Origin of the sequence: Novosphingobium sp. KACC 22771 (assembly GCF_028736195.1) — a bacterium.
Taxonomy (GTDB): Bacteria; Pseudomonadota; Alphaproteobacteria; order Sphingomonadales; family Sphingomonadaceae; genus Novosphingobium.
This window is the reverse complement of record NZ_CP117881.1, coordinates 1597024-1612192: the sequence shown is the minus strand read 5'-3', so window position 1 is coordinate 1612192 and position 15169 is coordinate 1597024. Positions and strand designations below refer to the sequence as shown.

At 64.2% G+C, this 15169-nt stretch carries 16 protein-coding genes and 1 pseudogene; 12 read left to right on the top strand and 5 right to left on the bottom strand.

Annotation, left to right across the window (positions count from 1 at the left end; genetic code table 11):
- Positions 1–2 precede the first annotated feature (2 nt).
- On the top strand, positions 3–500 hold the full coding sequence (locus PQ467_RS07390) for a GNAT family N-acetyltransferase (RefSeq protein ID WP_274175855.1): 498 nt from the start codon (positions 3–5) through the stop codon (positions 498–500).
- 5 nt (positions 501–505) lie between these two features.
- Complete coding sequence (locus PQ467_RS07385) at positions 506–1150, top strand: phosphoribosylanthranilate isomerase (protein ID WP_274175854.1); 645 nt, start codon at positions 506–508, stop codon at positions 1148–1150.
- 76 nt (positions 1151–1226) lie between these two features.
- Here PQ467_RS07385 and PQ467_RS07380 read toward each other — a convergent pair whose 3' ends face one another.
- A complete protein-coding gene (locus tag PQ467_RS07380) occupies positions 1227–1700 on the bottom strand; it encodes an outer membrane protein (protein ID WP_274175853.1) in 474 nt (157 codons plus the stop codon).
- A 301-nt stretch (positions 1701–2001) separates the two neighbouring features.
- Between PQ467_RS07380 and trpB the strand changes: the two genes are divergently transcribed.
- From trpB to PQ467_RS07355, 5 genes are read left to right on the top strand one after another with little or no spacing between them, the layout of a single operon-like run.
- The gene (gene trpB / locus PQ467_RS07375) at positions 2002–3267 is read left to right on the top strand and encodes a tryptophan synthase subunit beta (protein ID WP_274175852.1); all 1266 of its coding nucleotides are present in this window, start codon (positions 2002–2004) and stop codon (positions 3265–3267) included.
- Positions 3264–3416, top strand: a complete 153-nt coding sequence (locus PQ467_RS07370) for a hypothetical protein (RefSeq protein WP_274175851.1) — start codon at positions 3264–3266, stop codon at positions 3414–3416. Before trpB ends, PQ467_RS07370 begins: the two co-directional genes overlap by 4 nt.
- A 2-nt stretch (positions 3417–3418) precedes the next feature.
- On the top strand, positions 3419–4219 hold the full coding sequence (gene trpA / locus PQ467_RS07365) for a tryptophan synthase subunit alpha (protein ID WP_274175850.1): 801 nt from the start codon (positions 3419–3421) through the stop codon (positions 4217–4219).
- Positions 4216–5070: an acetyl-CoA carboxylase, carboxyltransferase subunit beta gene (gene accD, locus PQ467_RS07360; protein ID WP_274175849.1), complete on the top strand. Its 855-nt coding sequence runs from the start codon at positions 4216–4218 to the stop codon at positions 5068–5070. Before trpA ends, accD begins: the two co-directional genes overlap by 4 nt.
- 23 nt (positions 5071–5093) lie before the next feature.
- Positions 5094–6410 (top strand): bifunctional folylpolyglutamate synthase/dihydrofolate synthase, encoded by a 1317-nt coding sequence (locus tag PQ467_RS07355; RefSeq protein WP_274175848.1) that lies wholly within the window; start codon positions 5094–5096, stop codon positions 6408–6410.
- A 232-nt stretch (positions 6411–6642) separates the two neighbouring features.
- Here PQ467_RS07355 and PQ467_RS07350 read toward each other — a convergent pair whose 3' ends face one another.
- Together PQ467_RS07350 and PQ467_RS07345 are read right to left on the bottom strand one after the other, a co-directional pair.
- Positions 6643–7473, bottom strand: coding sequence for a hypothetical protein (locus PQ467_RS07350; protein ID WP_274176199.1), 831 nt, complete (start codon positions 7471–7473; stop codon positions 6643–6645).
- 142 nt (positions 7474–7615) lie between these two features.
- A pseudogene (locus tag PQ467_RS07345) lies at positions 7616–8263 on the bottom strand (MFS transporter); the annotation flags it as partial.
- Here PQ467_RS07345 and PQ467_RS07340 point away from each other — a divergent pair.
- From PQ467_RS07340 to rsmD, 3 genes are all read left to right on the top strand, one after another.
- The gene (locus PQ467_RS07340) at positions 8178–8387 is read left to right on the top strand and encodes a hypothetical protein (protein WP_274176198.1); all 210 of its coding nucleotides are present in this window, start codon (positions 8178–8180) and stop codon (positions 8385–8387) included. The pseudogene PQ467_RS07345 and the gene PQ467_RS07340 sit on opposite strands and share 86 nt — an antisense overlap.
- Positions 8388–8499: 112 nt before the next feature.
- The gene (locus PQ467_RS07335; protein ID WP_274175847.1) at positions 8500–9558 is read left to right on the top strand and encodes a pseudouridine synthase; all 1059 of its coding nucleotides are present in this window, start codon (positions 8500–8502) and stop codon (positions 9556–9558) included.
- Entirely contained in the window at positions 9555–10115 is a 561-nt protein-coding gene (gene rsmD, locus PQ467_RS07330) for a 16S rRNA (guanine(966)-N(2))-methyltransferase RsmD (RefSeq protein WP_183621643.1), read from the top strand. Before PQ467_RS07335 ends, rsmD begins: the two co-directional genes overlap by 4 nt.
- A 226-nt stretch (positions 10116–10341) precedes the next feature.
- On the opposite strand, the gene PQ467_RS07325 is transcribed toward rsmD, so the two are convergent.
- Positions 10342–11619, bottom strand: coding sequence for an MFS transporter (locus PQ467_RS07325; RefSeq protein ID WP_274175846.1), 1278 nt, complete (start codon positions 11617–11619; stop codon positions 10342–10344).
- A gap of 119 nt (positions 11620–11738) precedes the next feature.
- The gene (locus PQ467_RS07320; protein ID WP_274175845.1) at positions 11739–12050 is read right to left on the bottom strand and encodes a hypothetical protein; all 312 of its coding nucleotides are present in this window, start codon (positions 12048–12050) and stop codon (positions 11739–11741) included.
- Between the two features lie 155 nt (positions 12051–12205).
- On the opposite strand from PQ467_RS07320, the gene PQ467_RS07315 reads away from it, so the two are divergent.
- Together PQ467_RS07315 and PQ467_RS07310 are read left to right on the top strand one after the other, a co-directional pair.
- Entirely contained in the window at positions 12206–14491 is a 2286-nt protein-coding gene (locus tag PQ467_RS07315; RefSeq protein WP_274175844.1) for an ATP-dependent helicase, read from the top strand.
- A gap of 115 nt (positions 14492–14606) precedes the next feature.
- The gene (locus PQ467_RS07310) at positions 14607–15101 is read left to right on the top strand and encodes a flavin reductase family protein (RefSeq protein WP_274175843.1); all 495 of its coding nucleotides are present in this window, start codon (positions 14607–14609) and stop codon (positions 15099–15101) included.
- The last annotated feature ends 68 nt before the right edge of the window (positions 15102–15169 follow it).

Below are 15169 nucleotides of genomic sequence, written 5' to 3'. Positions count from 1 at the left end.
CCATGGTCCGCCTTGCCACGCATGATGACCTGCCCGCGCTGCATGCGCTGGTGGAAAGCGCCTATCGCGGCGATTCGGCGCGCGGGGGCTGGACTCATGAGGCCGACCTGCTGGAAGGGCAGCGCACCTCGCAGGGCGAACTGGCGCAGGTGGTGGATGATCCCGAGAGCAGGGTTCTGCTGATGCATCGCGACGGCGTGCTGATCGGCACGGTTACAGTCACGCGGCGCCCGGGCGGGGTGGCCTATATGGGCATGCTCTGCGTCGATCCGGCGTTGCAGGCGGGCGGTTTGGGGCGCGGCCTGATCGCCGCCGCCGAGGAATGCGCCCAGCGCGAATTCGGCGCAGACATCATGGAAATGACCGTTGTATCGGCGCGCGGCGAACTGGTCTCTTATTACGAAAGGCGCGGCTATGCCCAGACCGGCGAGATCCGCCCCTTTCCCCTGCCTCAATTCGACCATCTCTCGATGGTGGTGCTGACCAAGGCGCTGAACTGAACATCATGGCGCGCATCGGCATCAAAATCTGCGGCATTTCCGACCGCGCCAGTCTGGACGCGGCCATTGCTGCGGGCGCGGATCACATCGGGCTGGTGTTCTTCGCTAAGAGCCCGCGCAATGTCGGCATTGAACAGGCCGCCGCCTTGGTGCGTCATGCGGCGGGGCGGGCCAAGATCGTCGGCCTGTTTGTCGATCCCGAAGAAGCGTTTCTGGCGCAGGCGCGCCAAGCCATCGGCCTCGACGTGATCCAGTTGCACGGCAAGGAAAGCCCGGCCCGCGTGGCGCAGGTCATGGCAGGCCATGGATTGCCGGTGTGGAAGGCGATCGGGGTGCGCAAGACCGCCGATCTGGACGCGGCGCGCGCCTATCGGGGCGCGACCCGCGTGCTGTTCGATGCCAAGCCGCCCGAGGGCGCGGATCTGCCGGGCGGCACAGGTCTGCGTATCGATTGGTCGCTGATGGCGGGCTATCGCCATTCCATACCGTGGATTTTGGCGGGCGGCCTCGACCCCCGCAATGTTGGCGAAGCGATTGCGGCCACGGGCGCGGATTTTGTTGACGTCTCATCGGGCGTTGAAAGGGCGCCGGGGGTCAAGGATGCCGAAAAAATCGCCGCCTTTTGCGAGGCGGTGCGGGCCGCAGGCTGAATGCGGCGGCCATAAAAACGGGCGGCCTGCTTATGCAGACCGCCCGCTCTTTACACGCGACCCTTAAAGGGCTGGATCAGAAGCGCAGCCCCACGCCGACCAGGGCGGCATTGCTGTCACGGGCGTTATCTTCGTTGAAGGTGTGGCGATATTCCACCTTGGTGAAATACTGCTGGCCGAGGCTGTGCTCGACGCCCGCACCGATGTGCGCGCCGTTGGGGCCGGTGCCATAGGTGTAACCGGCAAGGCCATAGACCTTATCGGTCGGCGTGGCGCGAATACCCAGGCGGGCGGTGGTGCTGAAGCGGGCGCGGTCCTGGCTGGTCAGCACCTTGTCGACCGATTCTTCGAGGCCGACGAAGGACTTGCCGCCAGTGGCGATGTCATAACCGACGGTCGCGCCCACCGTGCCCTGGAGGGATTGGCCATCCTGCCATGCACCGCCGGTGTGAACGTCAAAACGGGCCCCCATGTCCTTGGTTTCGCCCTGGGCCATGGCAGGCGCGGCAACAGCCAGCGACGCGGCGAGCGAGAAAAGAACCAGACGCATAATCGTTACTCCGTTTGTTATCCCTGGGCGCCAAAGAATTTCATCGTTGGTCAGCGCCTGCATCCCGTTTGGACCCCGCCGCATGACGCCCCGGTGAATGGGAAAGTCAGGCAAATGTCAGATTTCGTTCATAAAACTATGCCAAGAGGGGCGATTGCCGCAGAATTCCGGCATTGAGGCAGCCCTTCGCCGCATTTGTCGTGAAATGTATCGCCAATCGGGCATCGTGCATTGACTGCCCCTTTTGGCACTTTGGCGGGACTGGACTTGAAGGCGCCGCCGTGGCAGGCGTTTTTCCGCTATGAACACCGCCACCATCCCCAATTCGCCCCTGCCTAATTCATTGCGCACGCAACCCGATGAACGCGGCCATTTCGGCCAGTTCGGCGGGCGCTATGTGGCTGAAACCCTGATGCCGCTGATCCTCGATCTGGAGCGCGAGTATAAGGCCGCCAAGGCCGATCCCGCGTTCAAGGAAGAATTCGACGATCTGATGAAGCATTTCGTGGGCCGCCCCAGCCCGCTCTATTTCGCGCCGCGCATGACGGAACATTTCCGCGCGATGGCCGCCGAGCAGGGCAAGCCGGAAAACGGCGCACAGATCTGGTTCAAGCGCGAGGAATTGAACCACACCGGCGCGCACAAGATCAACAATTGCATCGGCCAGATCCTGCTGGCCATCCGCATGGGCAAGACCAAGATCATCGCCGAAACCGGCGCGGGACAGCATGGCGTGGCCACCGCCACGGTCTGCGCGCGCTTTGGCCTGCCATGCACGATCTTCATGGGCGCGACCGACGTGGCTCGCCAACAGCCCAACGTGTTCCGCATGAAGCTGCTGGGCGCCGAGGTGGTGCCCGTCACCAGCGGCGCGGCGACGCTGAAAGATGCGATGAACGAGGCACTGCGCCACTGGGTCGCGCATGTGCATGACACGTTTTACATCATCGGCACGGCGGCGGGCCCGCACCCCTACCCCGAACTGGTCCGCGATTTTCAGAGCGTGATCGGCACCGAGGCGCGCGCGCAATTGCTCGAACGCACCGGGCGCCTGCCCGACCTGCTGATCGCGGCGGTGGGCGGCGGGTCGAACGCCATCGGCCTGTTCCACCCCTTCCTTGACGACACCGACGTACAGATGATCGGCGTAGAGGCAGGCGGCCATGGGCTGGACAAGGAACATGCCGCTTCGCTGACGGGCGGCAAGCCGGGCATCCTGCATGGCAACAAGACCTATCTGCTGCAGGACGAGGACGGCCAGATCACCGAGGCCCACTCGATCAGCGCCGGTCTGGACTATCCCGGCATCGGGCCCGAGCATAGCTGGCTGCACGAGATCGGCCGCGTGCGCTATCTGCCCGTCACCGATGATGAGGCGATGGAAGCGTTTCAGCTGTGCTGCCAATTGGAAGGCATCATCCCGGCGCTCGAATCGGCCCATGCCCTTGCCGCACTGGACGAAGTGGCGCCCAAGATGGGCAAGGACCAGATCATCATCGTCAATGTCTCCGGCCGCGGCGACAAGGACATTTTCACCGTGGCGGAAAAGCTGGGCGTGAAATTGTGAGACTAAACCTGCGCCAGGCCGCCACGTCCGCGATTGTGGCGATGGCGGTTTGCGCAGGGGTCGATTTTTTGCTGCATGACACGGTTGGCCAGACCGCGTTGATGATCGGACTGGCTATTGGGGCTTCGCGCCTGATCGAATGGAATTGAGAATGACCGACCGCCTTTCTGCCGCCTTTGAAAAGGGCCGCCCTGCCCTCGTCACGTTCATCACCGGAGGCGACCCGACGCCGGATGCCACGCCCGCTATCCTTGACGCGCTGGTCGCGGGCGGGGCGGATGTGATCGAACTGGGCATGCCCTTTACCGATCCGATGGCCGATGGCGCGGCGATTCAGGCGGCCAATCTGCGCGCGCTGGCCGCCGGAACGCGCACCGCAGACATCTTTCGCATTGCCAAGGATTTCCGCGCGCGGCATCCGGAAGTGCCGCTGGTGCTGATGGGCTATGCCAATCCGATGATTGCGCGAGGCCCCCAATGGTTTGCCGAGCAATGCGCCGAGGCGGGCGTTGACGGCATCATCTGCGTCGATATTCCCAGCGAGGAAGACCCCGAAATTGGCCCTGCCCTGCGCGCCCATGGCATCAGCTTCATTCGCCTTGCCACGCCCACGACCGATCTGGCGCGGCTTCCGGCCGTGGTCGATGGTTCGTCGGGCTTCCTCTATTACGTTTCGGTCGCGGGCGTAACGGGCAAGCAGCAGGCCGCTGTCGACACGATCAAGGAAGCCATGGCCCGCATCAAGTCGGGCACCAACCTGCCCATCGCGGTCGGCTTTGGTGTGCGCACGCCCGAGCAAGCCGCCGCTTTTGCCGCCTATGCCGAAGGCGTGGTGGTGGGCAGCGCGCTGGTCGAACTGGTGGCGCAGCATGGGGCCGACGCCGCAGGCCCAGTGCGCGAATTGACCGCCGCCTTGGCAGATGCCGTCCATAACGCTAAGGCGCTGGCATGAGCTGGCTTAACAAAGTACGCAATTCGCTTTCCTCGCTGACCGCGAAGAAGGACGACACGCCCGACAACCTGTGGATCAAGTGCAAGAACTGCAACGAGATGCTGTTCGCCAAGGAATATGAGGCGAATCTCTCGGTCTGTCCGCGCTGTGATCATCATGGCCGTATCGGCACGGACGCGCGTTTCGCGCATCTGCTCGATCCTGGCTTTACCGTGCTGCCCACGCCAAAGGTCAAGGACGACCCGCTGAAATTCCGCGATACGAAGAAGTATCCGGACCGCATGAAGGCCGCCCGCGCCGCCAATCCGCATCCCGATGCGCTGACCAATGCTCTTGGCAAGATCGAGGGCAACAAGGTCGTGCTGGGGGTTCAGGATTTCGGCTTCATGGGCGGCTCGATGGGCATGGCGGTGGGCGCGGCTTTTGTGGCCGGGGCGCAGCGCGCCTTGAAGGAAAAATGCGCCTATGTGATCTGCACGGCGGCGGGCGGCGCACGTATGCAGGAGGGCATCCTGTCCCTGATGCAGATGCCCAAGACCACGGTGGCGGTGCGCCGGCTCAACAATGCGGGCCTGCCCTATATTGTCGTGCTGACCGATCCCACGACCGGCGGCGTGACCGCTTCCTACGCCATGCTGGGCGACGTTCAGATTGCCGAGCCGGGCTGTCTGATCGGCTTTGCCGGGCAGCGTGTGATTCAGGACACGATCCGCGAAAAGCTGCCCGAAGGGTTCCAGCGCGCGGAATATCTGCATGAGCATGGCATGGTCGATATGGTCGTCCACCGCCACGCGCTGCGTGAAAAACTGGCGCAGGTGCTCTCCTATCTCACAGCCGCCAAGGCGGCCTGACACAGCATCGACGGGGTGATCCGGTGAAGGATTTTGCCATCTCGGACCACCCCGGCGTGGCCGCGCAACTGGCCCGGCTGGAACAGCTTTCCGTGCCGCAGGGGCGACTGGGGCTGGAGATCATCGAGGGCCTGTTGGCCCGCTTGGGCAATCCCGAAAGGCGCCTGCCCCCGGTGTTCCATGTCGCGGGCACCAATGGCAAGGGCAGCACCTGCACCTATCTGCGCATGATGCTGGAGGCGCAGGGCCTGGTGGTCCACAGCGCGACCAAGCCGCATCTGGTGCGCTATAATGAGCGGATCAGGCTGGCGGGGCGGTTGATCGAGGATGATCTGCTGGCCTCGCTTTTGGCCGAGGTGCTGGACGCCAATGATGCGGGCGAGGATCTGGGGCCGAGTTTTTTTGAGGTTACCACCGCCGCGATCTTCCTCGCCTTTTCGCGCATTCCGGCGGACGCCTGCGTGATTGAGGTCGGGCTGGGCGGGCGGCTGGATGCGACCAATGTGATCCCTCACCCCGTCGCCACCGGCATTGCTACGCTGGGCATCGATCATGAAGGTTTCCTGCTGCGCCCCGAAGAAGGTGCGCCGGAAGTTCCCCTCGCCCGTATCGCCTGGGAAAAGGGCGGGATCGTGCGTCCCGGCTCGCCCATGGTAACGCTCGACTATCCCGCCGTGGCCGAGGAGCAGATCGCCGGATTGACCGCCAAGGCGGGTGCGCCATGGATCAGGCGCGGGCGCGACTGGTTTGCCGATATTGGCGAAAGAATCGAATATCGCGATGCGCGCGGCACGCTCTCGCTGCCCCTGCCCTCGCTGGCCGGGCGACATCAGGCGGAGAATGCCGCGCTGGCGGTAGCGCTGATCCGGCATCAAACGGCGGTCGAGGTTTCACAAGAAGCGATGGCACAGGGCATCCGCGCCGCGCGCTGGCCCGCGCGACTTCAGCGCCTTGGCGATGGGCCGCTGACGGCGCTGGCCGGGGGGCGTGCAGTATGGCTGGACGGCGGGCATAATCCCGATGCGGGCCTTGCCATCGCGCGCCATTTTGCCGATGCGCCGCCCTTCCATCTCATCACCGGCATGTTGGCCAACAAGGATCCCAGCGCGATCATCGCCCCGTTGGCGGGCAAACTGCTCTCGCTCAGCGTTGTCCCCGCGCCCGGCCATGATGCCCATCGGCCCGAGGATTTCGCGCCCTTCACCGCCCTGCCCGCCCATCCGTGTGAGGATGTGGAGCAGGCTTTGCGGGCTTTGCCTGCGCAGGGGGATGTGTTGATTGCCGGGTCGCTCTATCTGGCGGGGGATGTATTGCGGCGGAATCTGGAATTTCCGGACTGAGGGTTTGCCTCCGGCGGGCAAAGGGCGAAGGCCCTTTGCAATCCCGTTACTGTCTGCGTGGCGCTTTTGGTTCAACCAAGGTGGCCGATACGCGGCGTTGAAATAGTAACGCCTGCGGCGCCTCTTATCTGCGCCGCAGGCTTTCATCATTCTAACGCCAGGCAGCAAGCCTCGCACCACCCATTAACGGGATTGCAAAGGGCCCCCGCCCTTTGCCCGCCGGAGGCAACTCTTACTTCTTAACCGCCCGCGCCTCCGCCCGACTGACCCGCACCCATTCCATCAGCACAAACGAAACGCTGACCACGCCCGCCAGCGCGGTGGCGCGGAACACGGGGCCATAGCCATAGGTGTCGAACGCCTCGCCCGCCACGCCGCGGCCCAGCGTGCCGACGAGGAAGGTCAGCGAGGAGAGCAAAGCGTATTGGATGGCGGTATAGCGCTTGGACACCACGCTGGAGACATAGGCGACGAAAGCCGTACCCGCGAGGCCGGTGGCGATGTTTTCATAGACGATGGCCAGCAACAGACGCAGCATCCGCGCATCGGCTCCCAGCGCCCCGCCCAGCCGGTCAAGCATCAGCACATGGGCAAAGGCGTCGATCACATGCCCGCCATCGGCAAGGTCCGCATAGAGCAGATTGCCCAGCGGCGGCAACATCGCGCCCAGCAGCACGGTAGGAAATCGCCCGATCCGCAGGAACAGGTATCCGCCCAGCGAAATGCCGAACATCGTCATGATAATGCCAAAGATTTTGGAGGCGAAGGCGACCTGATCCTTGGTGTAATGCAGATAGTCGAGATAGAAGGGAAAGGCGAAGCTGGACCAGATATTGTAGCAGAACGCATAGGTCAGGATGAAGCCCAGCACCACCAGCACCCCGGCCCGCAGCCGCCCGGCCAGCTCCGCCAGAGGCGTGACCAGCGCGGCATAGATATGGTTGGCGATGGTGCGCGAGGGGCCATGGGCGTGATCCTCGATGGCCAGCACGCCCAGCGCGCGGGCCTTCAGATGGTTGGCCACACTGGCCACGATCAGCGGCACGAAAACGGTGGCGGCCACGCACGAAAACGGTGGCGGCCACGATCCACGGCCCCTGCGTTTTGGTAAATTCCGCGACCGATGGCAATTTGCCCCCCGGCGCGACCGGGGCCAGCATGGCGATCATGAAATGGGCGATCGTGGCAATCGCCCAGACCCAACTGGCCAGCACGATGAACAGCAGGACCGCCCGCACCCCCGGCGCCAGTTCGCCCGGCGCCCCCAGATCAGCATGGAGGCGCGCGGTAATCGTGCGCGGCGTATCGGGAGCGCGCAAGGTGACCAGCGCCATCAGCCCCATCAGCCCCGCCATCGCCCCGAAGACCTGCGGCCATGACATCCGCGCCGCCAGCATCAGCGCCAGCGCGCCGCCGACGATGGACGCGGTGCGATAGCCGAACTGATAAAGCGCAGTCAGCAGTTCGAGGCTGGTATCCTCGTCGGCATTCTCGATCCGCCAGGCGTCCAGCGCGATGTCCTGCGTGGCGCTGGCAAAGGCAGCGATGAAGGCGATGATGGCGAAAGTGCCGATGGCATGGGTGGGGTCGGTGATCGCCAGCCCCGCAATCGCGCAGGCCAAGACCGCCTGACACAGCATGATCCAGCTGCGCCGCCGCCCCAAAGCCTCAAGCCCCGGCAGTTTCACCCGGTCGACCAGCGGCGCCCAGAGGAATTTGAACGAATAGGACAGGCCGATCCATGACAGCACGCCAATCGTCGCCAGCTTGATCCCCACCTCGCCCAGCCATGCGTTCAAAGTGCCGATCAGCAGCGCGAAAGGCAGGCCGGAGGAAAAGCCGAAGCCCAGCATACACCCCGCCTTGCGCGTCGAGAGCGCCACGCGCAGCAGCGCCAGCCCCTTGGGCCGGGGCGGCTTTTCCGCATCCGCCGGGGTGTTGTTCTGGGCGCTGATGGCCATGCGGGTCTGGTCCTGAATAATAGAAATGAAGCGACAAGATTAGGCGGTATGATAAACAAAAAGAAAGGGCAAATCGCCGCGCATCCCCCGCTTTTGACCTGCGCCCCGAAGAAGAGTAAGGCGGCCCCATGTCTTATACCAAGAATCCTGGTGGCCCCTCGAAAGGTGGCCCTTCATCGCGTGGCCCCGCCTCGCGCAATGGCCGCGCGTCCGACGCCGCCCCCCGCGGGAAACCGCAATTTGACCGCAGCGGCAAGCCGCAGGCCGAACGGGGGGGCAAGCCCTCCTATGGCGGCAAACCTTCTTATGGCGAAAAGCCGTCCTATGGCGACAAATCGCGAGCGGGCGGCCCCGGCCAATCCGCCGGCAAGCTCTATCCGCCCCGCGTTCCCCGTCCGCCGCGCCCCGCGCCCGAACCGATCAACAAGCTGGAAGGCGATGGCGAGCGTATCGCCAAGCTGCTGGCCCGCGCGGGCGTTGCAAGCCGCCGCGAGGTGGAACGCCTGATCGAGGCGGGCCGCGTCAAGGTGGGTGAAATTACCGTTACCACGCCCGCCACGCTGCTGACCACGCTCAAGGGCGTCACGGTCGACGGCAATCCGGTCAAGGCGCCGGAAGCCGCGCGCCTCTATGCGTTTCACAAGCCCAGCGGCCTGATCACCGCCGAGCGCGATCCCGCCGGACGCCCGACGATCTACACCGCGCTGCGCAATGCCCTGCCCGAGGGAACGCCGCGCCTGATGCCCATTGGGCGGCTTGACCTTAACACCGAGGGTCTGCTGCTGCTGACCAACGATGGCGAGCTGAAGCGCGCAATGGAATTGCCCAGCAGCGGCATTCCGCGCACCTATCGCGCCCGCACCTTTGGCGACATCACGCAGGACCGGCTGGAAGAGCTGATGGAAGGCATTGAGGTGGACGGCATCCGCTATGGCCGGATCGACGCCAATATGGAACGCCGCACGGGCCGCAACCAGTGGATCGAACTGACGCTGAGCGAGGGCAAGAACCGCGAAGTGCGCCGGGTGCTGGAGGCTCTGGGGCTTCAGGTCAGCCGCCTGATGCGCATCAAATACGGGCCCTTCGAATTGCTCGACCTGGCTCGCGGGCAGGCGATCCAGATTCCGCAGGTGCAGGTCGAACGCTTCCGCAAGGGGCTGAAATTTGCCAAGGCGCGCGGCGAATGATCCGTATCATTGCCGGCGAATGGCGTGGCCGCAAACTGGCCGCGCCCGAAGGTGACGACACCCGCCCCACCGCCGACCGCACCCGCGAGACGCTGTTTTCCATGCTCAACAGCCGCCTTGGCGGTTTCGAGGAATTGCGCGTGGCCGACCTGTTCGCAGGGTCGGGCGCATTGGGCCTTGAGGCGTTGAGCCGGGGCGCGGCGCATTGCCTGTTTGCCGAACAGGCCGCGCCCGCGATCCGCGCAATCCGCACCAATATCGCCAACCTCAAAGCCCACACCCGCTGCGATGTGCGCGCGGGCAGCGTGATGGCCCTGACCGCCACCAAGGAGCCGCTCGACCTCGTGCTGCTCGACCCGCCCTATAACACCGGCGCGGGACAGGTGGCGATCGACAAGCTGCGCCGCCTTGGCTGGATTGGCGAAGGCACATGGGTGGCGCTGGAAACCGCCGCGACCGAAAATCCGCAGGTGCGCGGGTTTGTGGTCGATGCGGATCGCAAGGTGGGCAAGGCGAAGATTACCTTGTTCAGGATGGAAGAGAAGCAGGAAGGGTAAAGATGCGAGGGACTCGTCCCTCGCGCTCCCATTACTGTCTTTGTTGCACCAAAGGTTCGGCCAAAGGTGTCGGACGCGGCGTTGGAAAAAATAAAAGCCTGCGGCGCCAATTTGCTTGCGCCGCAGGCTTTAAACATTTGGCGATGGAGCAACACTTCAAACCGGCCCCACCCCATTAACGGGATTGCAAAGGGCCCCCGCCCTTTGCCCGCCGGAGGCAAACCCATCACCCCAAGCGCATCCGCCGCGTCCACCCGATCCCGATCAGCGTGACCACGCCAGCCACCGCCGGAATGATCCCGATCCAGTTGCCATGCCCCTTTTCGATCAGCCCCTGCGCCAGAACCGGCGTCAACGCGCCGCCGATGATACCGCCCGCGTTAAAGGCCATCGAGATACCGGAGTAGCGCACCTCGACCGGGAACAGGCCCGATAGCCAGCCCGAGAGCGGACCATAAGCCATGCCCATGGCGAAGAGCGCCGCCGAGAGCGTGAGGAAGACGATAATGAGGCTGCCCGAGGAGAGGCCCGCCCAATAGACCGCGCCGATCACCGCGCCCAGCGATGCGCCCCATGCAAGGATGCGCCCCGAACCGAAGCGGTCCGACCAAACAGCGGCGCAGGCGATCCCGGCGGCCAGCATCAGATTGGCCGCCAATTGCGCGACCATGAAGCCGGTGCGCGGATAGTGGAGCGGCCCGGTGCCCTGCGCCAGCGCGAAGGCGGTGCACAGGTAGAAGAGTGAGAAGCAGGAGACGACGCCCGCGCTGCCCGCGATCAGCGGTTTCCAATGTTGCGAGAGCAAAACGCCCAGCGGCACTTCGGGCGGCTTTTCATGGGCGCGGGCCTGCGCAAAAGCGGCCGTTTCGGTGATTTTCAGCCGCACCCAAAGCCCGACCCCGACCAGCACAACCGAGAGCAGGAAGGGAATGCGCCAGCCCCACGCCTTGAAATCCGCTTCTGGCATGACCAGGCCGAGGATCAGGAACAGGCCATTGGCCGCCAGAAAGCCGACCGGCGCGCCCAATTGCGGGGCGCAGCCAAACCGCGCCTCCCATCCGCGCGGGGCATTTTCCACCGCCAGCAAGGCCGCCCCACCCCATTCGCCGCCAAGGCCGAAACCCTGACCGAATCGGCAAAGGCACAGCAGGATCGGCGCCAGCACCCCCGCCTGCGCATAGGAAGGCAGGAAACCCACCGCCAGCGTCGAGCCGCCCATCAGGATCAGCGAGGCGACCAGAGTGGACTTGCGCCCGATCCTGTCGCCGAAATGGCCAAAGGCGATGGCGCCCACCGGCCGGGCCACAAAGGCGATGCCCAGCGACATGAACGCGAGCAGCAATTGCCGCCCGGGCGCCGCCTCGGGAAAGAACATCGGGCCAAACACCAGCGCGGTTGCTGTGGCGAAGATGTAGAAATCGTAGAATTCAACTGAGGTGCCGACAAGGGCAGCAGTCAGGATTCGGGCGTTCTTGACGACAGGGTGCGGCGTAGTCTGGCTCATGGCGCAAGGCGTTGCCATGCGCGCCGCGCAAGTCAAATGGAATTTGCCCGATCAGCCATCAGCCGAAATGATGTTGGCAGGCGCTCTGCTCTTTTCGCGAGGCGCCTGCTCCTGCTCGATCAAAGGCCGTTGGCGTTGCGGCAATTGTCCTGAACCGCGCCGTGGCACCTGGGATAATGCTTGTTGAAGGCGTCGGGCGGGGGCGGCGCCAGGGCGCCGACATAGGGACCGGCGTGATAATTGGGGTCGGCAGGCATGGCGGGAGCCACGGGGGAATCGGCGGTTTGCGGATCGGGCGCGGCAACGGCGGGCTGCGAAGATCCGCGCGGGTTGGCCTGTACATAAGTCTGGCCGGGCTGATCGGGTTGCATGGCACCGATGGCGGTGGAGGATACAGCAGCGAACAGAGCGATGGCCAAAAGCTTGGACATGGGCTTCTCCTTTCCAAATGCCCCCCAACGCCGGGCCGCCCCAACCGGACCGGCACGCGAAAGATAATCCGATTTGCGCCCGATTGTTCCGGCGTTGCGGGCAATCCTGTGGCGCCCCTCTTGCGCTGCGCGCCCATGTTCTCTAGGCGTTCCGCATGACTGACCCGCATTCCCCCGCGCATGAGGCCCCATGGCTGGCCAAGTTGAACCCGCCCCAGCGCGAGGCGGTGCTGACGACCGAGGGGCCGGTGCTGATGCTGGCGGGCGCGGGTACGGGCAAGACGGCGGCGCTGACCGCGCGCATGGCGCAGATCATCGCGCAAAGGCTGGCTTGGCCCAGCGAGATCCTGTGCGTGACCTTCACCAACAAGGCCGCGCGCGAAATGCGCGAGCGTGTTGGCCATCTGATCGGGCCTGCGGTCGAGGGCATGCCGTGGCTGGGCACGTTTCACGCCATTGCGGCCAAGATGCTGCGCCGCCATGCCGAGTTGGCGGGGTTGCAGAGCAATTACACGATTATCGACACCGATGATCAGTTGCGCCTTTTGAAGCAGTTGATTCAGGCCGAGGGGCTGGACGAAAAGCGTTGGCCCGCCAAGGCTTTGGCCGGATGCATCGACCGCTGGAAGAATCGCGGCTTCGGGCCGGGCGATCTGGATGCGGTGGAGAATGAGGCCTATGCCAACGGGCGCGGCGCGCATTTCTATCGGCTGTATCAGGAACGGCTGAAGGCGGTGAACGCCTGCGATTTCGGCGATCTCCTGCTGCATATGCTCGATATTTTCCGGCGGCACCGCGATGTGCTGGAGGAATATCAGCGCCGCTTCAAATATATCATGGTGGACGAATATCAGGACACCAATTCGGTCCAGTACCTCTGGCTGCGCCTGCTGGCCGCGGGACGCCACAATATCTGCGTGGTGGGCGATGATGATCAATCGATCTATTCATGGCGCGGCGCAGAAGTGGCCAATATCCTGCGCTTTGAAAAGGATTTTCCCGGCGCGAAAGTGATCCGGCTGGAGCAGAACTATCGCTCAACCCCGCATATCCTTGGCGCGGCCAGTGGCCTCATCAAGGAAAACAGCGAGCGTCTGGGCAAGCAATTGTGGACCGAGGCGACCGGCGGCGACAAGGTGCGCGTGATCGGCGTGTGGGACGCGCCCGAGGAAGCCCGGCGCGTGGGCGAGGAGATCGAAAGGCTGGAGCGCGAGGGGCTGCCGCTCGACAAGATCGCCATTCTGGTGCGCGCCCAGTTTCAGACGCGCGAATTTGAAGACCGCTTTATCAGCATCGGCCTTGCCTATCGCATCATCGGCGGTTTCCGCTTTTATGAGCGCGCCGAAATCCGCGATGCGCTGGCCTATCTGCGGATCATCACCCAGCCTGCCGACGACCTGGCCTTTGAGCGGATCTATAACACGCCCAAGCGCGGCCTTGGCGACAAGACGCTGGAAAAGCTGCACCGCTTTGCCCGCGCGCATGAGATGCCGCTGGCCGCTGCCGCGCTGGCCATGGCCGATACGGATGAATTGCCGGCCAAGGCGCGCAATACGTTGCTGGGGCTGATGCGCGACATGGCGCGCTGGCGCGATCTGGCCAAGACGGCGACGCCTGCGGAACTGGCCCGCGTGATGCTCGACGAATCGGGCTACACCGCCATGCTTCAGGCCGACCGCAGCGCGGAAAGCGCGGGGCGGCTGGAAAACCTGTCCGAACTCGCTCGCGCGATGGAGGATTACGAGTCGCTGGGCGATTTCCTTGAGCATGTCTCGCTGGTCATGGACAATGAGGCGAACAATGACGCCGAAAAGGTCACGATCATGACCATCCATGCCGCCAAGGGTCTGGAATTTGACCATGTTTTCTTGCCCGGATGGGAGGAAGGCGTATTCCCCAGCCAGCGCTCTCTGGACGAAGGCGGGTTGGCCAGTCTGGAGGAGGAGCGTCGCCTTGCCTATGTGGCGATCACGCGGGCGCGGCGCCATTGCACAATCCTGCACGCGGCCAACCGGCGCATTTATGGCCAATGGACATCCTCGCTGCCCAGCCGTTTCATCGGCGAATTGCCCCCCGCCCATATCCACAGCGAAAGTACCATGACCGGCGGCGCCAGCCTGTGGCGTGCGCAATGGAGCGAACGCGACGATCCCTTTGCCCATCTGGCGCAGAACAAGCCGCAGCGGATGGAAACGCGAGGCCCCGGTTGGCAGCGCGCCAGCCAGACCACCTTTGCCCCATCGCGCAAAATCGCCGAAAGCACCCGCAGCGCGGCCAGTTTCGCCGCCACGCCGCGGCTCGACATCCGCATCGGCGACAAGGTGTTTCACGAAAAATTCGGCAATGGCACGGTCAAGGCGCAGGAAGGCAACAAGCTGGAGATCGAATTCGACAGCGGCGGGTTCAAGCGCGTGCTGGACAGTTTCGTGAAGCGCATTTGATCTCCGCAAGGCGATTATAAGCATTTCCCATGAGGCCCTGCCCCACCACGCACTTGCAGCATCGCGCGCGCTCTGGCACGGCACGGCGAAGGACATTCACGGCGGGGAAAAAGACATGACGCAATCGGCCACGGCCATCGAACCGGCAGACTATCGCCGCGTGCTGGGCCATTATCCCACGGGCGTTGCCGCGATCACCTCGACCGGGGCCGATGGCGCGCCGCTGGTGATGGTGGTGGGCACGTTCACCTCGGTCTCGCTCGATCCGCCGCTGGTGGGTTTCCTGCCGACCAGCACATCGGCCAGCTGGCTGGCAATTGCGGCCACGGGTAAATTTGCCGTCAATGTGCTGGGCAGCGATCAGGCCGCGCTGTGCGGTCAATTGGCCGGGCGCGGCGACAAGTTTGCCGGGGTGGATTACACGCTTTCGGATGACGGCCTGCCTTTGCTGGCGGGCGCGCTGATCACCATCGAGGCCGATATCCATGCCACGCTGCCGGCGGGCGATCATGATTTCGTGCTGGGCGCGGTGCGCCACCTCAATGTGGGCCGCGAGGGCGATCCCCTGCTGTTCCATCGCGGAAATTACGGTGGTTTTGCCGCGCTGTAACAGGAACTTGTCAGCGCCAATTTGAACCCATCTGGCGTTGCGCCATGCTGCTTGGATGCGCCAAACGC

Bases quoted from the DNA above. Each gene is read 5' to 3' on its own strand.
- PQ467_RS07380 (WP_274175853.1), bottom strand. From the start codon at position 1,700: ATGCGTCTGGTTCTTTTCTCGCTCGCCGCGTCGCTGGCTGTTGCCGCG.
- accD (WP_274175849.1), top strand. From the start codon at position 4,216: ATGAGCTGGCTTAACAAAGTACGCAATTCGCTTTCCTCGCTGACCGCG.
- rsmD (WP_183621643.1), top strand. From the start codon at position 9,555: ATGATCCGTATCATTGCCGGCGAATGGCGTGGCCGCAAACTGGCCGCG.
- trpA (WP_274175850.1), top strand. From the start codon at position 3,419: ATGACCGACCGCCTTTCTGCCGCCTTTGAAAAGGGCCGCCCTGCCCTC.
- PQ467_RS07385 (WP_274175854.1), top strand. From the start codon at position 506: ATGGCGCGCATCGGCATCAAAATCTGCGGCATTTCCGACCGCGCCAGT.
- PQ467_RS07310 (WP_274175843.1), top strand. From the start codon at position 14,607: ATGACGCAATCGGCCACGGCCATCGAACCGGCAGACTATCGCCGCGTG.
- PQ467_RS07315 (WP_274175844.1), top strand. From the start codon at position 12,206: ATGACTGACCCGCATTCCCCCGCGCATGAGGCCCCATGGCTGGCCAAG.
- PQ467_RS07335 (WP_274175847.1), top strand. From the start codon at position 8,500: ATGTCTTATACCAAGAATCCTGGTGGCCCCTCGAAAGGTGGCCCTTCA.
- PQ467_RS07325 (WP_274175846.1), bottom strand. From the start codon at position 11,619: ATGAGCCAGACTACGCCGCACCCTGTCGTCAAGAACGCCCGAATCCTG.
- trpB (WP_274175852.1), top strand. From the start codon at position 2,002: ATGAACACCGCCACCATCCCCAATTCGCCCCTGCCTAATTCATTGCGC.
- PQ467_RS07390 (WP_274175855.1), top strand. From the start codon at position 3: ATGGTCCGCCTTGCCACGCATGATGACCTGCCCGCGCTGCATGCGCTG.
- PQ467_RS07320 (WP_274175845.1), bottom strand. From the start codon at position 12,050: ATGTCCAAGCTTTTGGCCATCGCTCTGTTCGCTGCTGTATCCTCCACC.